The organism is Candidatus Laterigemmans baculatus (assembly GCF_010367455.1).
Taxonomy (GTDB): Bacteria; Planctomycetota; Planctomycetia; order Pirellulales; family Pirellulaceae; genus Laterigemmans; species Laterigemmans baculatus.
Map to the genome: position 1 here is coordinate 45,365 of NZ_WRPR01000063.1, position 20,345 is coordinate 65,709.

Below are 20,345 nucleotides of genomic sequence, written 5' to 3' on the forward strand. Positions count from 1 at the left end.
GCACACCCGACACCGCCATTCAAGCGCGGCGGCTGATGGATTCAGCGGCTTAGCCGCAAACCAACGCGGCGGTGGCCAGCGTGGCGGTGAGGATCAGCGCGTAGCCGACGAGCGTTGCGGCCAGGGCCAGCGAGTCGCGGCGGCGACGGCTGGCCAGCCAACGGACCTCATTCTGCATCCGCTGGATTTGCATCAGAATGCCCGCCGCAAAGGCCTGACGGTCCGGTATCGGAGGGGCCGGTGTCGGAGGGGCCGCCGTCGGAGGACGCTGGGAAGAAGTCGGAGCGAAGAAACAGCCGCGGATTCGCCACTGGCCGGGGGTCGCGGGGAGGCAGCCGGCGAGCAGCCGAGACAGCCGCTGGCGGCGACCTCGGAAGGCAGCGACCAGTGCGTGCAGCCGACGGTTTCCCGCCTGAGCCGCGCGATCGCTCGGCACGCTGTGGTCGCTGTGTTCGCTGTGGTCGTTGGGCGCATCGAGCTCGCCGCGCCGCAGGACCCGTCGAGCGAGTGCCGGAAAGAGCCCGTCGCAGAGCCACGCCGCCGCCTGGTCGGTCGCTCGCTGGGCCGCATCGCCATCGCCCTCGGGAGGCAGGGGGAGGACGCAGCCTAAGGTTCCAAAGAGCTGGTCTTCGGCGAGCCGGTCGAGCAGCTCGTCGCCTCCTTCGCTCGCGGCGAGCCCAGAGAAGACGATCTGGACCGAAACCTCCGTTTCCAGCGACCGCAAGGCGATCTGCAAATCCTGCTGGATGCAGCTCGCTCCTTCGGCGGTTGCCTCGTCGCTGCCGAGCACCTCGAGCGGGATCAACACCACCACACCGTTGATTGGGCAGTAGGGCTCGCGGGCTGCGGAGATCAGCCGGCAGAGCTGAGCGAAGCGTTCCCCCGCAGCCGCAGCGGTCGAGCGAGTTGCGACGGCTGTCTCTGGTGCGAGCAGCGCGTCGGCCTCGGCAAGTTGGTGCTCGAGTTCGTCGAGCTGGGTTTCGATCGAGCGGGCCATCTCCGAGAGCCGCGGGGCAGCTGGGCTGCTCGTCTGCGGACGGACGAGCGTGGCCGTTCCGCCATTCCGCTCGGCGGCTGCCGCCACGGCAACGGGCGACGCGGGTCCCGAGGATGGGGAACCTGCCGATGGAGGTGCAGCCGATGGAGGTGCAGCCGATGCAGGTGGCGAGAGCGGGTCCGAGCTGCTTGCCGTGGTCAGGCTGGTAGCCGCTGAAGTGAGTTCGCTGATTGGGCCAGCGGAGATTTGTTGGGAGTCAAGATAATCGCCGAACAGCGAATTTTTCCCGCAGCAGACGAACAGCCCTTCCTGGTTGCCGTAGACCGCGAGCGGCGGATCATCGCGGCCCGCTGGCAGAGGCAGCGACGCGTCGAGCGGGAGCACCGAGCAGAATTCGGCCAGCCCGCCACTCGGTCGGCCGAGCGTTAAGAACAGCGGCGTGCGCTGCAGCTCAATTCCGGCCGCGCGGATCTGCTCCAAAACCGTTTGCCAAGCGGCATCGACGTTCGGGGCGGCATCGAGGTTCGGGCTCACGGTTTCAGCGGTCACGACAGCATCCACGTCCGGGCGGCCCAAAAGGAGAGCGTCGGCAGCAACAGGGCGGTGGCGATCCAGCCCACGGCCAGCATCGACCGTAGCGCGCGGCGACCGTACAGCGGGGGTACCTCGGGGGGCGGAGCGAGCCGCGAGTCGCAGGGCAGGTCGAGTTTGGGGACGCGGGAGACGGCGGTCCGCATCCGCTCCATCCAGTTCCGCAGCGCCGCGGCCTGATCGTCCGGCTCGCCCTTGAGCCGGCGGCCGGTGAATCCGTGGGCGACACACAAGAAAAAGATCTCGAGGGCTTCGTACCGCTCGAGCGTCTCGGCCAGCTTCGCCTGCTGCCAGAACATCCAATCGCGGTCGTCGCTGGCGAACAATTCTTGCTCGAGCTCCCGCCCTTTCCAGAGCCGCGAAACGCGGGGATCGGTCGTCATTAGGTGATCGATCCAGCAGACCAGCGGATAGGCGGAGCCGAGAAAGCCGCGATCGTCGCTGCTGACTTCCGCGGCTGCCACCCGTGCGAGCAACTCCTTCAGTTCGGTGCGGACCGCTTCGACTTCGGCCGCCGTGGCGCTGCGGAGGGCATCCCGCAATTCCCAGCTGCGGCTGAAGACGAGCTCGACGACCTCGGCTGTCATGGGGGGCATCACAGAAAATCGCTGATTCGGGAGAGGACCAACCGCGCGGACCTCCGCGCCTTACCCAAACCCTAGCTCACAAAACGCGGGGGGGAGCGGGCGAATTGGGAGTACTGAGTACTGCGGTCCCACCTCTCTGTTCGTACTCGTACTCAGCGAAGCGGTACTCGTACTCGTACTCGAAGTCACGGACCAACGCACTGGACCCGCAAGCGGATCGAGTACCGCTGCGCTGAGTACGAGTACGAGTACGAGTACGAGTACGAGTACGAGCTGGGGCCCCGCTCCCTGAATCCGGGTGCCGCGGCTAGGATAAAAACCCTCCTTAACTCCCCTCCCGATTTTCCCGACAAGCGAGCGACGACAGGGCCATGGCTGAGATGCGTACCGAGCGTGATTCGATGGGCGACGTGCAAGTTCCGTCCGACGCATACTACGGGGCGCAGACCCAGCGGGCGGTGGAGAATTTTCCCGTCTCCGGTTTGCGTCTGCCGCCGGCGATGATCCGGGCGATGGGGCGGGTCAAATACGCTTGCGGCAAGGCCAACCACGACTTGGGGAAATTGACCGGCAGCGGCAAGAATCCGCTCAGCGATGCGCAAGTCGAAGCGATGCTCGCCGCGGCTCGCGAAGTCGCCGCCGGCCAGTGGGCTGACCAGTTCCCGATCGACGTCTATCAGACCGGGTCGGGAACCAGCAGCAACATGAATCTGAACGAGGTGATCAGCAATCGGGCGATCGAGATCGCTGGCGGCGACCGGTTCGCAGAGGACAAGCCGATCCATCCGAACGATCACGTCAACATGGGGCAGAGCACCAACGACACGTTCCCCACGGCGATCCATGTCGCGGTCGGGGTGGAGATTCAGGAACATCTGCTCCCGGCGCTGCGGCGGTTGCACGAAACGCTTGCCGCCAAGGCGGCCGAGTGGGACCAGATCATCAAGATCGGCCGCACGCACTTGATGGACGCGACGCCGCTGCGGCTCGGTCAAGAGTTCGGCGGTTTTGCGCGGCAGATCGAGCTGTCGATCGCGCGGGCCGAGCAAGCCCGGGACGCCGTGCTCGAGCTGCCCGTGGGAGGGACGGCCGTCGGCAGCGGAATCAATACGCATCCGGAGTTCGGTCGCCGCGTGGCGGAGAACTTGGCCGCCGAGACGGGCGTGCCCTTTGTCGAAGCGGTCAATCACTTCGAAGGCAACGCCAACCGCGACGGCTTGGTCGACGCCCATGGATCGCTGAAGTGCGTCGCTCAGACGCTGTTCAACGTCGCCAACAACATCCGCTGGCTCGGCAGCGGCCCGCGGTGCGGATTCTTTGAAGTCCAGCTCCCCAGCCGTCAGCCGGGGAGCAGCATCATGCCGGGCAAGGTCAACCCGGTGATGTGCGAATCGCTGATGCAGGTCGCCGCCCGGGTCGTCGGCAACGACAGCGGAATGACGCTGGCCGGAGCCGCCGGGGGGAATTTTCAGCTGAACATCATGATGCCCGTGATGGCCCACATGGTGCTCGAGTCGATCCAGTTGCTGGCCGATGGGACGCAGGCCTTCGTGACCTTCTGTGCCGAAGGGCTCGAGGCGAATCCCGAAGCGTGCCAAGCGGCGGTCGAGCAGAGCCTCTCGATGGTGACCAGCCTCAACCCGCTGATCGGCTACGAGATGGCTTCGAAGCTAGCCAAGGAAGCGTTCGCCAGCGGCAAGACGATCCGCGAGCTGTGCCGCGAGCAAGGCGTGCTCTCCGAAGAAGCCCTCCAAGAGGCGCTCGACCCGATGAGCATGACCGAACCGCAGGGGTGAGGGTCGTACGTCAGGCTAGTCCCGGAGGGACGGCATCGAATAGCCAGGGGCGTGAGCCCCTGGAAATCGAACCCGATAACGCACAACAGCCCCAGCGGGGCGGCATAGATCCGACGCGGATTGCTATGACGCCCCGCTGGGGCTGTTATTGGAATCTTGGGGCACGGGGGTCCAGGGGCTCACGCCCCTGGCTATTTTCTGTCGCCGCTCCGCGGCTGGTGCGCTTGGCGCCCCTTGCTTCCCTAATACTCGTGCTTTTCGCCGGCGGCGTCTTCGGCTTGGGTGAAGCTGCTTTTGACGACTTGGCGGACCCGCCGCTCCCGCACTTCTTGCTCGAGGCGAGCGATCGCTTCGGCCGTGGGCATGCTTCCCAGATCGCCGTCGATCCGGTCGCGCAGCGCCACCTGCCCCGCTTCGGCTTCCTTGGGGCCGACGACGACCATGTAGGGGACGAGCTCGAGCTGGGCGTCGCGGATCTTCGCTTGCACCTTGCTGTTGCGGAGGTCGGTCGAGACGCGTAGCCCGGCCGCCTCGAACTGCTGGGCGGTGGCCAGAGCGTACTCGGTGGTCTTCTCCGAGAGCGGCAGCACGCGGACTTGCTCGGGGGCCAGCCACAACGGGAAAGCTCCCGCAAAGTGCTCGATCAGCATCCCGGTGAACCGCTCCAAGGAGCCAAAGGGGGCGCGGTGGATCATCACTGGGCGATGGCCGCGGTTGTCGGCGCCGGTGTACTCGAGCTTAAAACGATCGGGCAGGTTGTAGTCGAGCTGGACGGTGCCGAGCTGCCACGAGCGGCCGATGCAGTCGCGGACCATGAAGTCGGCTTTGGGGCCGTAGAAAGCTGCTTCGCCCGGCTGTTCGTTATACTGCAGTCCCGAATCTTCCAGCACGCCGCGGAGCGCTCCTTCGGCACGGTTCCAGTTCTCGGGGCTGCCCACGTACTTGTCGCTCTTCGGATCGCGCAGCGAGAGTTGCACGCGGTAGTCGTCAAAGCCGACCGATTCGAGCACGAACTTGGTCAACTCGATCGTGGCCCGGAACTCGTGCTCGACTTGGTCGTCGGTGCAGAAGATGTGGGCGTCGTCCTGCGTCAGCCCGCGGACACGGAGCATCCCGTTCAGCTCGCCCGTCTGCTCGTGGCGGTAGACCGTCCCGAACTCGAACAACCGCAGCGGTAGTTGGCGATAGGAGCGGGGCTGGGCGGCGAAGATCTGGCAGTGGTGGGGGCAGTTCATCGGCTTGACGAGATACCGCTCGTGGACCGTCTGCCACTGGTGCAGCACGGCCCGCCGATCTTCCGCCGAGGCGGACGGTTTGTAATCGGGGAGCGAGACGCCGAGCACTTCGGCGGCGGCCATCAGCTTGTCTTCGCCGTCGCGGTCGAGCGTCCCTTCCTCCAACCGCCGGCTCCAAGCGTCGAGCAGGCCTCCCGCTTCGGAACCGAACAGCGGCGGAAACTGGCTGTCGCGGTAGTAGGGAAAGTGGCCGCTGGTTTCGTACAGTTCGACACGGCCGAGGTGCGGGCTGTAAACCGGGTCATAACCCCGCCGCAGCAATTCACCGCGGAGGAAATCCTCGAGCATCACGCGGACGCGGGCGCCCTTGGGCAGCCACAGCGGCAGCCCCGGGCCGACTTCCTGGTTGATCGCGAACAGCCCGTGCTTCTTGCCGAGCACGCGGTGGTCGCGGCGGCGAGCTTCCTCGAGTTGCTCGAGGTAGGCGGCGAGGTCTTTCTTGTCGAAGAACGCGGTCCCGTACAGTCGCTGGAGCTGCCGCCCCGAAGCGTCTCCCTTCCAGTACGCGCCGGCGACGCTCAGCAGCTTGATCGCCTTGATCCGCCCCGCGTCGGGAATGTGCGGCCCGCGGCAGAGATCGACGAACTCGCCCTGACGGTAGAAGCTGACCGATGCCTGATCGCCGAGCCCGGTTTGGATGTGCTCGACCTTCAGATCCTGCCCCATCTCCTGGCACAGCTTGAGGGCTTCGTCGCGGTCGAGCGAAAAGCGTTCGAACGGCTCTTTCTCTTTGATGATCTTGGCCATCTCGGCTTCGATCTTTGGAAAGTCGTCTTCGCTGATCTTTTCGGGCAGATCGAAGTCGTAGTAGAAGCCGCCCGAAGTGGTAGGGCCGAACGCGAGCGAGACGCCTTGGTACAGCCGCATCACGGCCCGCGCCATCACGTGCGCCGCCGAGTGCCGGAGGACGTCCAGGGCCGACGCATCGCGGCTGGTCAGTAACTTCAGCGGCAGCGGGCCGTCCGCCGCGCCGCCGCCACCACTGCCATCGCCGCCGGCCACTTCACCCAAGGGCCGAGAGGCGTCGACAATCCGCCCGCCAAGCTCGGCAGCGATCACATTGCGAGCCAATCCCGGGCTGATCGCCGTGGCGATGTCCATCGAGGTCGTGGTCGCCGCGTGAGTTTGAACCGTCCCGTCGGGCAGTTGAACAGCGACATCAGCCATGGGAACTTCATCTTTCCTTGCAAAGGGTTCGGCAGCATCCGGATTGCATCAGAATGCCGCTGCCGTGTGCCAACCGTCAAGGTCAGGAGAGAAGCGAGAGGCGAGAGGCGAGAGGCGGATGCCTTGCTCGTACTCGTACTCAGCGAAGCGGTACTCGTACTCGTACTCGATTCCGTCCAGTACTCACGGTCGACTGTCTTCACGAGTACGAGTACGCCTGAAGCATCCACCTCTAGCTTCTAGCCACTCTAAATATCCCTCGCGAGGACGACGAACTGGTAGGGCTCCATGACCATCTCCTGGGCCGCCGTGATCGTCTTGCCGGCGACTTGGTCGACGACGGTCCGCCGCAATCCGAGCAGCCGCAAGCGACGCCCTTCGAGCGTTTGGGGCGACTCGGTGAAGTTCGCCAAGACCATCACGCCGTGGTCTTCGAAGTCGCGAAAGTAGCCGAAGACGTGGTCGTTGCCGGTGTCGATGAACTCGGTGTCTCCGCCGCGGAAGGCGATGTTCTGGCACCGCAGCTGGATCAGCCGCAATAGACCCTGGTAGACGCGGCCGACCGGATCGCTCGCGTCGCGGCGGAGCTTGGCCCGCTCCCAATCGAATTTGCTGCGGTGGACCCACCGCGAATCGCCCGCCTTGATCGGATTGGTGGCGAACGAGCGATCGTTGAGCGTGGCGATTTCGTCGCCGAGATAGATCAGCGGAATCCCGCCGATCGTCATGATCACGCCGTGGATCAGCAGGATTCGGCCGACGGCCAGCGAGACCAGCTCCGGATCATCCTTCTCGAGCGCCTCCTCGAGCCCGGCCAGCGAGGCGGTCGTTCCGCTGACCCGCCCGTCGCCGGTCCGCGGATCGATTTGGAACGGCAAACCGCGGGAGAAACTTCCCTCGAAATTGCCCGTGTAAAAGTTGGTCAGGAAGCGGCGGTGGTCTCGACGATCGAAACCGACCGCTTCGATGTCCTCGTCCGAGATCGCCCAGCCGATGTCGTCATGGCACCGCACGTAGTTCAGCCAGGCACAATCTTTGGGAATCGAGAATCGCCGCAGCATCGCGTGCCGCAGCAAACGGACCTCGCGCGTCGCCAACGCGTTCCAGAGCAGCGCCATCAGTTGCGGGTTGTACGACAGCTGGCACTCGTCCGGGCGGATGTACTTGCGGACCTCGTCGGGGTGCACGATCGCTTCGGACTTGAACACCATCCCCGGAGCGGCAATCTGAATCGCGGCGTTGAAGGCCTGGATGATCCAGTGGGCTTGGGGCAAGTTTTGGCAGTCGGTCCCCAGCTGCTTCCAGATGAAGGCGACCGCGTCGAGCCGCAGGATTTCGACGCCCTGGTTGGCCAAAAAGAGCATCTCGCGGAGCATCTGGACGAACACCTCCGGGTTCTCGTAATTGAGATCCCACTGGTAGTTGTAAAATGTCGTCCAAACCCACTTGTTGATCCGGCTGCGATAGGTGAATGCGCCGGGATGCTCGTCCGGAAAAACTTCCCCCATCTGCCGCTCGAAAGCGTCGGGCATCGCCCGGTCGGGGAACATCCGGTAGAAATCCTGGTACTCTTCCTCGCCAGCCAGGGCTCGGCGAGCCCACTCGTGCTCGTCCGAGGTGTGGTTGAAAATAAAGTCCAAGACGAGCGAGATCCCGTGGTGGCGAAGCTCGGTCGCCAGTTCGCGGAGCTGGTCCATCGTCCCCAAGTCGGGATTCGTCTCGCGGTAGCTGCTGACCGCGTAACCGCCGTCGTTATCCCCTTCCGGGGTTTTGAAGATTGGCATCAAGTGCAGGTAGGTGATCCCCAGCTCGGTCAGGTAGGGAATCTTCTCGCGGACGCCGTCGATCCCGCAACCGGGAGCCGCTTCGCTGAACAGGTCGACGTAGCACATCGCCCCGACCATCCGCTGGCTCTGGTACCAGTGCGGGTCGGTCTCGCGAAGCGCGTCGAGCGCCTTGAGTTCGGCCGGCCGCGCCATCCACATCTCGGCCGCCGCCGAGAGCGCGCCTTCGAGGTGGTAGAAGAAGTCGTAGTGGTCCGAGTAGAGATCGAACAAGCGGCCGAACAGCCGCGGGAAGTGTTCGTGAACTCGCCGCGTGAACTGCTCCCACTCCACCGGGTCGCTTTCCGCAGCAAACCGCGCTTCGAGACGCGGCAACAAACGCCGCAGAGCTTTTTGTTCTCGGGTGGGGAGTTTTCCCGACGTGCGCATGGCATTCTTTGTCGCAGACAAAACGCGACTTCTTCATGGAGGAAACAACGTGCTGAGCCCGGCTCGCTTTGCAAATCAGCCGCCACTTTTCTAGCGTCCGGTTCCCGCGGCAATGTCGGCAACCGGCGGCTAGCGCGGGGCGGCTGATTGTAAAACCGGGCGGAAAGACATGGCTCGCCAAAGTCTAGGTCATAGAGCGGTCGCGGACAGAGGAGCAAATCGAGCGCCGCCGATCGGAGCCTGATTGCACGCCCCGCTCAGAAGGCTTCGGTATGATCCGCCGGCACGGCTCGCTCTGCAGGCGGCAACTCCGCTGGCGGCAACTCCGCAGGTGGCAACTCCGCAGGTGGCAACTCCGCTGGTGGCGGCCCAACCGCTGGCAAGTCGACCGGCGGCAACTCGATCGGCGGCATGCGGGTCGGCGGCGCGAGATAGCCCTGGGAGCCGGGATAGCCCTGGGAGCCGGGATAGCTGCGGGAGCCGGGATAGCTGCGGGGCGCAGTGGTGTCGCCGGCGAGGCACCGAGTCGCTTCGCGCCGCAGATCCTCGATCAAGCGTTGCCGCTGGGAGTCGCCCGCGGTGTCGGCGGCCAGCATCCGAGCCGTCTTGAGCAACTGTTCGGCCAGCAGGAACCGGCTGGCGTCCTCAGCGACTCGATTGCCAGCCGGAGTTGGACCGCCGGGACTCTCCCCGGACCGACTGCCTCGGGAACGACTGCCACTGGAACGACTGCCACTGGGGCCGCGCTCGGCTTGCGGATCGAGCGCTGATCCCTCGAGCACGCTTCCCCGGCTGCGGAGCACCTCCAGCACGCCGTCGAGGATCGGATCGCCGGTCGCTTCGATTTCGCCGCCTCCTTCGAGCGCTTCGCGAATCTTGTCACCCGCTCCGCCTTGCTCGCTGTTTGCCGACGGGGCATCCACGGAACGGGGATCCTTCCGATTGAGCTTTTCTGGGGGGATCCGCAGCGTCGGCGGGTCGGTGGGCTTGCCAGGCAGCGGCTGCGGATCCTCGCCCTCCTGCACCGCGGCCCCCTGCACCGCGCCGCCCTGCACCGCGACCGCGCCGCCCAGGATCGGGAGCACGAGCAGGACGGGGGCCACCAGCAGGGCGGTCGCCCAAGCCGGCCGCCCAGAATGACGAGTGGGATGCCCAGCAGTACGAGCGGAGCGGGTCGAGCGGATCGCCATCGAGCAATTCTCCAGCCGAGTGACGGAGCGGAATCGGGAGTCAGAGCGAGAGTCACCGTGCGAAGCGAGCGGTCCCAAGGTTTGCGGTTCCGCCAGTCACAGCTTCAATTGTCGCGGAATGCCGCGGCCTCTGTCAGTAGCGGTTACCGGCACACTCAGCCGCAGCTGGGAGCCGGGACGCTAGGGAGCGGAAGCGGGTGAAATGGGAAGAAAGCTGATTGCCGACAGAGCTGGCCGCTGCTAGGGTTTACATGCCCCTCGATTTGACTGTTTTCGCTGACCCCACGTCGCGAGCAGTCGTTCTTTTGGAGGGGACTCTTTCCATAGCTGCGAAACCCCCCCGCGAGGTCCCTCGGATGGCTGCCAACAAGGATTCGATGCGGTCGACGGTGCGCGCTCGGCTGCGCTCGGCAAAGCGTCGCCAGCGGACCCGCCAGTCCCGATTTGAAACGCTCGAGGGTCGTCTGCTGCTAGCGGTCGACTGGCGGAATCCGGTCGACTCGCTCGACGTCAACCAAGACGGGAGTGTGACTCCGCTCGACGCCCTGGTTGTGATCAACGATTTGAATCGTCATGGATCGCGTGATTTATCGGGACCCTATGTCGCACCCCTCCCGCGGCTCGACAGCAATGGCAGTGGAAGGAGCGATCCGCTCGACGTGCTGCTGATCATCAACGCCTTGAACCGAGGCCGCAGCAACCCCTTGCAGCTCAGCGAAGATGACCGCTTTGCGCGCGAATCGAGCGTGATCATCACTCTCGGTGGCGACACGGGGGTTCGCACGTATCGGTTTCAGCTGAATGTGCAATTGGACGCGAGCGACACAGAGACAGCTCTGGAGGACCTCTTTGCCGTTTACCTCGTTGATCCGCACGACCGGACGCAGACCTTGCTCGATGGAGGCACGCCCGGGACGCCGCTCTTTTCGCTTCGTGGCGAGCAAGCCGAGTTCACGCCGGGCCGCGTCCGTTTCGACGGCTCGATCGTGGAGCTCGATCTCTCCGGCGTGACGCAGACCGATACCGGCCAACTCATCTTTCAATCGCTCAGCCCCGACAGCGATTCAGGAACTCGCTTCACGGTCCGTCCGCTGTCGAATGAACTCGATCCGGCGGCCTCGCCGAGCCCCGTCCTCCGCCGCTCGGCTGTCGCACTGGAGGCGGGCGGTGAGTTGTCTATCGCGGGACTCAGCGTTACCGAGCAGGTCGAGGTGCAGCTCGAAAACGTCGGTTACCTTCCGGCCGAGCACGTGCTCCGCGGCGAGCTGCGGTTGAACAACCACGGCGAGCCCCTCGGAGGGGCGATCGCTGTCGCGTTCCCCGGTCTGCCCGCGGGAGTCACGCTGCGCAACGCGTCGGGGCAAACGGCCGCGGGCGCTCCGTACCTCAACCTCGCTCCAGCGCTGCTTGGCAGCGGCCTCGGTCGGGGCGGATGGAGCGCGCCGGTCTCGTTCGAGTTCGACAATCCCGATGGGCTCCGATTCCCGCTTCGACCGGTGGTCCTTTCCAGCGGCCCGAATCGACCTCCGGTCTGGAATCCCGTGAGCGACTTGAGCGTTGTTGTCGGGTCGCCGCTGACGGTCCCACTGCAAGCAATCGATCCCGATGGCGACCGCATCCACTATTCCATCCGCAGCGCCACACCGCTTCCCGGAGGATTGCTCGACGGGACCGGCCAGCTCCGCTTGGATCCCGCTCCCAGTGAAGTGGGAACGTATGTGTTCGAAGTGGTGGCCAGCGATGGGCTTCAGCAGGTGGCGCAAGCCGTCACGCTTCATGTGCAGTCCGATCCCTTGGAGACGACGCGGATCAGCGGCCGTGTGCTGGACGTCGACCAGACACCGCTCGCCGGGATGCTGGTCGAGTTGGGTGCGGTACAAGGGCTGACCCAGTCCGACGGTTCCTTCACCCTTGATCTCGGGACCGGAGGGCTCGTCAGTGAGACCCTCAAAATCCGCGGCGATACCTACCCTGGCTCGGCTGTTTACCCCTTCATCGCCGAAAAGCTCCCCTTGATGTTGAACCGAGAGGTTTTCCGCGGTGCCAACAATGTCATCGACCGGCCGATCTATTTGCCAAAACTAGACATCGCCAATGGACAACCGATCGACCCACTGCAAGACACGATCGTAACGACCCCCGCCCTGCCTGGCGTGTCGGTTGCCGTCGAGCGCGGGACCTTGATGAACCAACAGGGCACGCCCTTTCAAGGAGTGCTGAGCATTACCCGGGTGCCAGCGAACCTTACACCGGCAGCCCTGCCAGAGAATCTCTTTTCGGATCTCATCGTTACCATCCAGCCAGGAGAAATGGTCTTCACTCAGCCGGCCCCGCTAACCTTTCCCAATACGGCGGGCTGGGCTCCAGGGACACCGATGGACCTTTGGTCGATCAACCCGGTGACCGGCGAATTTGAAAAGGTCGGCCTGATGGAGGTGAGCGCCGATGGCACGCTCATCGAAACCATCTCGGGCGGAATCCGAAACAGCAGTTGGCATTTCCCTGCGCCGCCTCCTCCCACCCCGGTGCTGCCTGACGATAATCCGCGAAACGAGGATGAGCGGTGTGATCATTGCAAAGGAAAGTCGCCCTCGTTCGCGTCCAATGTGCTTTCCCATTCCGGGGCGCTGATCGAAACCCACGACCTGGTCCCCTATCGGTCCGCGAATACGACGCGGGGATTTCAGCTGGTTTATGACTCGCTTCGCGCGGATCCCCGGCCGATCGTCCATCTCGGGTACAACGATGTCGTGAGCGATCTCGATCTGCGGATGTTCGCGAAACTCCGCGTCGAGCGGGGCGAGTTCAGCTATCAAGTGCCTGGATATGCTCACGGCACGAGCCGAACGATAGACGCACCCCGCGACGCGCACTACTGGCGTCTCAGCGACGGAAATATTGATGCCGCCTTGCAAGTCGATTTGCGGTCGCAGCCGACGGGCCGATATGAATATACCCTCGATGTGGGCTTGGGCCGACTGTTTGAGGTGCCATGTCCCACGTCCGCGGGCGGTGCTCCTGCTCCTTGTGAAGTCCCTCGTCCACTTAGCTTCGATGGGTCTTCGGTGCCACTCGCGGGTAAGCTCGTCTCTGTCAATTCCATCGCCGGCCCCTTCGGCGCCGGATGGGGATTGGCCGGCTGGCAGGAACTGGTCGAAAATCCTGATGGCTCGGTCCTGTTGGTCGACGGCGACGGTAGCCAGTTGCTCTTCGAGACCTCGAGCGGAATCAGTGGGGTTTATCAGAGTCCACCGGCCGATTTTTCGCGACTGGAGAAACTTCCCGACGGACGATTCCGCCGCACGATGCCCGACCGCACGGTTCACCAGTTCAACTCGGCACACCAGTTGGAGTCGATGACGGACCGTAACGGGAATCAGACCCGGTACATCTATGATGGGAACGGTCGACTCATCCGGTATGTCGATCCAGTCGGGCTCGAAACCTCGTTTGCATACACCGGGAGCCGAGTCACCAGCATTACCGACCCCGCCGGGCGGACCACCGCACTCCAGTATGACTCGGCGGGAAATCTTATCCGGATCGCTGACCCGGACGGCTCCGCCCGCCATTGGCAATACGATGCGGGGCACCACATGATCCAGGAGATCGATCAGCTTGGACGGCGCGAAGAAACGTTCTATGACTTCGCCGGCCGAGCCACGCACGCGATTCGCAAGGATGGATCGACGGTGCGGATCGCACCCGTCCAAGTCCAGGGGCTTCACCGGCCTGATCAAACGAGTGATCCGCTGCGGGCTCCCACCGCCTCCTCCGCGGGGCCGCCGGAATCCGTCTTTGTGGACGCACGAGGTGAGGTGACACGCTCGTTGCTGAATCAGGCGGGGCAGACGGCCGAATCCTATGACGCGATCGGTCCGCTGCCGACGGTCCAGTATGGCCATCATCACATGGCCACACTACTTACGAATGCAAGGGGCCAGTCCACAGCGATCGTCTATGACGACCGAGGAAACATTGCAAGCCTTTACGATGAGTATTCTGGAGGTGTCGTCACGACGCGTGGCGAAATTTCGGTCGCCGGAGAGGATGACATCTACGCCTTCACCCTTGATTCCGAAGCACAGCTTTATCTCGATTCGCTTACCGACCGATGGGATATCACCTGGACCCTGCAGGGTCCGGCGGGAACCATCGTCGACCAGCGCCCGATGGACCAATCGGACTCCTGGTGGGGTGCCGCCAATTCAGTGCTGAATCTCGTTGCCGGCGATTATCGGTTGATCCTCAGCGGTAGCGGCGACGCGACCGGCGAGTACGAATTTCGACTCCAGAATCTGGCGTCCGCACGGGTGCTTACGCCCGGTTCACCCGTCACCGCCGCGCTTGAACCGGCGAACGAGACGGATCTGTATCGATTCTCCGCGATGGCGGGAGATCGATTTTTCTTCGATGCGCAGTCGGTGAGCGAGGCAATCAGTGCCACGTGGCAGTTGATCGATCCTTACGGCCAGAGTCTTTTTGTCAGCAGTCTCGCTTCGGACGTGGAAGCGATGGTGCTGCCGGCTGGTGGGACCTATACGCTGCTGGTCGAAGGGGCAGCATTCGAAACCGAACCGGCGGAATATACGTTTAACATCCAGCCGCTTGGGAACGTGCCGCCAATCCCCTTTGCCGGAGATCCGTTGCAGCTGGATACCTCCACCGCAAACGCGATCGTCAACGCAGGCGAGCAGGACCGTTATACATTTACGCTGGCATCTGCAGCACAACTCTACTTCGATACACTCACGGACCGTGGGGACCTCACCTGGACCTTGCAGGGACCTTCGGGGACGATCGTCGACCAGCGACCGCTGAATCAGGCTGATTCTTGGTGGGGGCTGGGCGATCCGATGCTAAAACTCGTTTCCGGATCTTATTTGTTGACCGTCGAAGGTAGCGGCGACGCCACTGGGGATTACGAATTCCGGCTGCGAGATTTAGAAGAAGCTCCGTTGCTTGTGCCGGGGACACCGATTCACGGTAGCCTCACACCGGCGAACGAAAGTGATCTGTTCCAATTTGCGGCCACCTCTGGTGATCGCTTCTTCTTTGACTCGCTGTCGACCAGCAGTCCGGGGAGTGCCAATTGGCGCCTGATCGATCCTTTTGGCGCCGTGGTATTCGCCGCCGACCTCACTACGGACATCGACCCGCTGGCCCTCGAGGTCGCAGGTATGTACCGCCTGCTGGTCGAAGGGGCTCCGTTCGATGTCGGCAGTGCGGAATACACTCTGAATGTCCAGCCGGTTCTTGACTCTAATCCCACTCCGCTCAGTCTCGAGACCACAATCCAAGGCACGCTCGCAAACACCGGGCAGAGTCAAGCTCACACGTTTACGCTCACATCCGCGTCTCAGCTGTATTTCGATTCACTCACCGACCGCTACGACCTTACCTGGACCTTGCAGGGACCGACAGGAGTCGTCGTCGATCAGCGACCGCTGAACCAGTCCGATTCGTATTGGGCAGCCGCCGATCCGGTGCTAAATCTGGTCCCCGGCGACTACACTCTGACGGTCAGTGGCAGAGGCGACGCGACCGGGGATTACGAGTTTCGGCTTCGCGATCTAATGGCGGCGGCGTTGATTGCGCCCGGCGTGCCCTTCAGCGGATCTCTCTCCCCAGCCCAGGAATCGGATCTGTACCGATTCGCTGCCGCGGCCGGTGACCGATTCTATTTCGATTCGCAGTCGACTGTTAGTAGCGGCAATGCCAGTTGGCGGTTGGTCGATCCGTATGGCCAGCCGGTATTTACTCAAAATCTAGCCTCGGATGTCGATACCCTGACTCTCTCTGCAGCCGGTATTTATACGCTTATTATCGAAGGTGCCCCCTTTGATAACGATAGCGCGGAATACAGTCTTAATGTCCAGCCGGTATCGGAAGGCAGCCCCACTCCGATTTCTTTAGATGCAGCTGTGAGCGGTGCAATTGGAGTCACCGGCCAAGAGCAAGTCTACACTTTCGTGATTCCTTCGGCCTCTCAGATATACTTCGATTCGCTCGCCGATCGCTGGGACCTAAGCTGGACTTTGCAAGGGCCTTCGGGAACCGTCGTGGCCGGGAGGCCGCTGAATCAGTCGGACTCCTGGTGGAGCGTTGCGGATCCGGTCCTCAACCTCGTCCCCGGAGATTATCGATTAACCCTCGATGGCATTGGGGACGCGACCGGGGGGTATCAGTTTCGGATCCACGATCTTGACTCCGCTCCCTCGTTCAATCCTGGAACGCCCCTTTCAGGTACGCTCACGCCGGCGAATGCAACGGATCTCTACCGCTTTGCTGCCGTGGCCGGTGACCGCTTTTTCTTCGATTCGCAGTCGACCTTCAGTAGTAGCAATGCCAATTGGCGATTGGTTGATCCGTATGGCCAGACGGTCTTCACCCAGAGTCTTGCTTCGGATGTCGATGCGCTGACGCTTGCCGCTTCGGGGACCTATGCCCTGCTGATCGAAGGCGCACCATTCGACGTCGGTGCAGTTTCTTATGAAGTGAATGTTCAGCCGCTGGGTCACGTGCCGCCCGCTCCTCTCACCGGCGTGCTGCTGTCACTGGACCGTGATACGACCGCTTCGATCGCCGTGTCGGGTGAGCAAGATTCGTATCGGTTCACGCTCGCGGGCGACTCCCAGTTCTACTTTGATTCACTCACCGACCGTTCGGATCTGGTTTGGACGCTTCAGGGGCCCACGGGAACCGTTGTCGATCAGCGACCACTGAGTCAGTCGGACTCCTGGTGGGGGATTGCCGAGCCGGTGCTCGATCTTGTGGCCGGTGATTATTTGTTAAGAGTCGAGGGAGTGGGGGATGCGACAGGCGATTACCAATTTCGGCTGCGTGATTTGACGTCGGCCGTCGCGCTGGTGCCGGGCGTTTCGCGAAGTGGGGTGCTCGCGCCAGCGAACGAGACGCAGTTCTACCGCTTCACCGCGACGGCGGGCGACCGCTTCTTTTTTGATTCCCAGGCAGCCGGCAACGTTGGAAATAGCAATTGGCGGCTCGTGGATCCGTATGGGCAAGTGATCTTCACCCAAGGGCTCGCATCCGACGTCGATGTGCTGACGCTTTCCGCCGCTGGAACCTATACCCTCCTGGTCGAGGGGGTCCCCTTCGCCACCGAGAACGCGGACTTTACCCTCAACGTCCAGCCGGTTTCCGAGGCCGTTTCGTCTCCGCTCACTTTGGAAGCCTCCACGAGCGGCTCTATCGCGAGCGCAGGAGAGGATGACTCCTACACTTTCGCGCTCTCCACGGCCTCCCAGCTGTATTTCGATTCGCTCACGGATCGGCAGGACCTGACCTGGACTTTGCAAGGTCCTTCGGGAACAGTCGTCGACCAGCGACCACTGAATCAATCGGACTCCTGGTGGGGCAGCGCCGATCCGGTGATCAATCTTGTGGCTGGAGAATATCGTCTGACCCTCAGCGGCAGCGGCGATGCGACTGGGGAATACGAGTTCCGGCTTCGTAATCTTGCGGCCGCACCGATGTTCGTTCCCGGGACACCCATCAGCGGCACGCTCACTCCAACTCACGAAACCGATCTATATCGTTTTACTGCGACGGCTGGAGAGCGATTCTTTTTCGATTCGCTCTCAACCAGCAATGGCGGCTATGCCAATTGGCGATTGATTGATCCGTACGGACGGCCCGTGTTTGCCGATGGTCTCGCTTCGGATGTCGAGCCGCTGACGGTGGAAGCCACAGGGAGCTACACCCTGCTGATCGAGGGATGGCCTTTTGATGCGGAAGACGTCGAGTACAGCGTTCTGGTGCAGCCGCTGCCTGATGTGCCGCTCCGTCCCCTGGAGGTGCCCCACAGTAGCGGTCGCCATCTCAGCTACGATCCCACGTTCAACCAGCTGACTCGCAAAGTCGACGAACTGGGGCGGCAGGTTCATTACGAGATCGATCCGTTGAATGGCAACGTGCGATCGATCCGACAAGTTGTCGGAGATCTGGACTCGAGTGAGAGTGGAGAGACGGACGACTTGGTGACGCAGTTGACCTATACGGCCAGCGGACTCGTCAAAACGGTTGTCGATCCGCTGGGACGAGTCACCGATTATGAACACGACTCCCTCGGCAGGACCGTGAGCACCACGTTGGCTAGCGGAACTCAGGACCAGGCGGTTCAGCGTTACGAATACGATGCCGCGGGAAACGTGACGGCCACGGTCGACGAGAACGGCCGCCGCACGGAATACGTCTACGACGCAAGGAACCGGCTGATACGGCTGACAGAGCCCGATCCCGACGGTGCTGGGCCTTTGCTGTCGCCAGTGACCGCGTTCAACTATGACGCCCGCGGGAACGTTCTGTCGGTCACGGATGCTCGGGGCAATGTGACGGAGAGTCGCTATGACGGTCTCGATCGTTTGGTGCGTTCGATTGCTCCCGATGGACAAGAGACGAAATTATCTTATGACGCCGCAGGAAACCTGATACGCGTCGTGGATCCGGCAGGCCACGTCACTCAGAATCGCTATGATGCTCGGAGCCGGCTAGTCGAAACGGTTGACTCCGCCGGGGGCAGCACCCGCTTCGCCTATGACGCGGATGACAATCTCACGCGGTTGACCGACCCGGTCGGGAATGTGACCAAGTTTGGCTACGATGCCCGAAATCGTCTCGTCGCGGAGATCGATCCACTGGGGAGCTCGATCCACTATGCCTATGACTACGTCGACAATCTGGTCGCCAAGGTCGACCGCAACGGCCGCCGTACCGAATTTGTGTATGACGATCTGGATCGCCTCGTGGCAGAGCGATGGATGACGGGCGGCGGAGCAATTGCAAATTCGCTTGAGTACGTCTATGACGGCATCGGGAACCTCGTCTCTGTAGCGGATGCTTTCAGCGATCTCCGCTTTGGCTACGACACCCGCGACCGAGTCACACGCGTCGATAATAGCCACACGCCCGGCACGCCGGATGTCGTGCTCACCTACTCGTATGATGCCTCTGGCAACGTGCTCTCGGTCACCGATACCATTAACGGCGGCGGGGGAGCCACCACGTCGTATGCCTATGACGCACTCAACCGCACTCGGGAAATCACCCAGACCGGCACTGGGATCGCCGATAAACGGGTCGCGTTCGCATACAACGCTCTCGGTCAGTTCAGTCGTGTCGATCGGTATTCGGACTTGGCCGGCACTCAGTTGGTCGTCGGGACCGAATACGCTTACGATGCCCTGAACCGGCTGACCGATTTGCGGCACAAGAACGGCAGCACGGATGTGGCCTTTTATGAGTTCAGCTACGACCTGTCGGATCGGATCACCTCGATTCGCGACGTCGATGGGCTGACGGTCTACGCCTATGACAATCGCCACCAATTGATCGGCGCCGACCGCGGCACGGGGGATCCGCGGGGTGATGAATCGTATGTGTACGACGCCAACGGCAACCGGATCGATTCGCATCTGCACGGCAGCGGCTACGTGACCGGAGCCGGAAACCGGCTGCTCTCCGACGGCGTCTACGACTACGCATACGATGCCGAAGGCAATCTCGTCTTGCGGACCGAGATCGCTTCCGGTAACTATCGCGAGTTTCTTTGGGACCACCGCAACCGGCTCGTCTCGGTCGTCGATAAAACGGCGGCGGGGATTCCTACGCAAGAGGTCGCATTCCGCTACGACGCGCTCAATCGGCGGATCAGCAAGTCGGTCGACACGACGCCCGAGGACGCGGTCGATGCCGCGGTGACCCATTTCGTCTATGATCGGGAAGACGTGATTTTGGATTTTGTCGACAGCGACGGCAGTGGACCGAATGCGGCGGTTCTCGAGCAGCGGTACCTGCACGGGCCGGCGATCGATCAGGTGCTAGCGCAAGACGGGGGTGAAGGCGATGTGCAGTGGCACTTGACCGACCACCTGGGGACCGTCCGCGATTTGGTCGACGCTGCGGGCGTGGTGGCAAATCACATCACCTACGACGCGTTTGGTAACATCCTCTCGCAGACGAACGCGACGGTCGACTCCCGGTATGCATTCACGGGTAGAGAGTACGATCAAGAAACATCGCGTAGCTACTATCGAGCAAGGTATTACGATTCATCAATCGGCCGCTTCATTTCCGAGGATCCTATTGGCTTCCGAAGCAACGACACCAACTTCTATCGGTATGTAGATAATGCGCCCGTAAGGTTTGGCGATCCTTCGGGTCTTTGCCCCGAAAACCCTAGGCCGGAACCGGTTGCCACCCCGCCCTCCAAGCCAAACCCGCAGCCCACGAATCCATTCGACAAGCGTACGCCGGAAGAAAGAAGAAAGGATGAGGCTGATCGAGAATACGAGGAGTTGAAGAGACAAGGAAAGGATCCCGAGGACATCATTGCAAATGAGCCCGTTCCTGTTACGGGGTCATTTTAGACTCGCAGAAGTCGTATTCGCGGTCAGGTTCTTTACTGCAGGGAAAAGGGGGACGGAGGCAATTTTTGTGCGTGAACTAAGTGAGGCGGTCCGGCATGGTTGCATTCGCTGGGAATGGGTG

7 protein-coding genes are annotated in these 20,345 nt (G+C 62.5%); 2 read left to right on the top strand and 5 right to left on the bottom strand.

The genetic code is table 11. The features are described from left to right. Positions 1 to 49 precede the first annotated feature (49 nt). Both GNK13_RS13180 and GNK13_RS13185 read right to left on the bottom strand, forming a co-directional pair. Entirely contained in the window at positions 50 to 1,546 is a 1,497-nt protein-coding gene (locus GNK13_RS13180) for a type VI secretion protein IcmF/TssM N-terminal domain-containing protein (protein WP_164102997.1), read from the bottom strand. Further along, a complete protein-coding gene (locus GNK13_RS13185; RefSeq protein ID WP_164102998.1) occupies positions 1,543 to 2,184 on the bottom strand; it encodes a DotU family type IV/VI secretion system protein in 642 nt (213 codons plus the stop codon). The genes GNK13_RS13180 and GNK13_RS13185 overlap by 4 nt, the downstream gene beginning before the upstream one ends. A 362-nt stretch (positions 2,185 to 2,546) precedes the next feature. Between GNK13_RS13185 and GNK13_RS13190 the strand changes: the two genes are divergently transcribed. After that, a complete protein-coding gene (locus GNK13_RS13190; RefSeq protein ID WP_164102999.1) occupies positions 2,547 to 3,971 on the top strand; it encodes a class II fumarate hydratase in 1,425 nt (474 codons plus the stop codon). A 242-nt stretch (positions 3,972 to 4,213) separates the two neighbouring features. On the opposite strand, the gene thrS is transcribed toward GNK13_RS13190, so the two are convergent. The 3 genes from thrS to GNK13_RS13205 all read right to left on the bottom strand — a co-directional run bounded on the left by thrS (position 4,214) and on the right by GNK13_RS13205 (position 9,836). Continuing rightward, entirely contained in the window at positions 4,214 to 6,433 is a 2,220-nt protein-coding gene (gene thrS, locus GNK13_RS13195; RefSeq protein WP_164103000.1) for a threonine--tRNA ligase, read from the bottom strand. A 248-nt stretch (positions 6,434 to 6,681) separates the two neighbouring features. Beyond that, positions 6,682 to 8,646: an amylosucrase gene (locus GNK13_RS13200; RefSeq protein ID WP_164103001.1), complete on the bottom strand. Its 1,965-nt coding sequence runs from the start codon at positions 8,644 to 8,646 to the stop codon at positions 6,682 to 6,684. Between the two features lie 257 nt (positions 8,647 to 8,903). Beyond that, positions 8,904 to 9,836: a hypothetical protein gene (locus GNK13_RS13205; RefSeq protein ID WP_164103002.1), complete on the bottom strand. Its 933-nt coding sequence runs from the start codon at positions 9,834 to 9,836 to the stop codon at positions 8,904 to 8,906. Between the two features lie 356 nt (positions 9,837 to 10,192). Here GNK13_RS13205 and GNK13_RS13210 point away from each other — a divergent pair, with 356 nt between their 5' ends. Then, entirely contained in the window at positions 10,193 to 20,224 is a 10,032-nt protein-coding gene (locus tag GNK13_RS13210) for an RHS repeat-associated core domain-containing protein (protein WP_164103003.1), read from the top strand. The last annotated feature ends 121 nt before the right edge of the window (positions 20,225 to 20,345 follow it).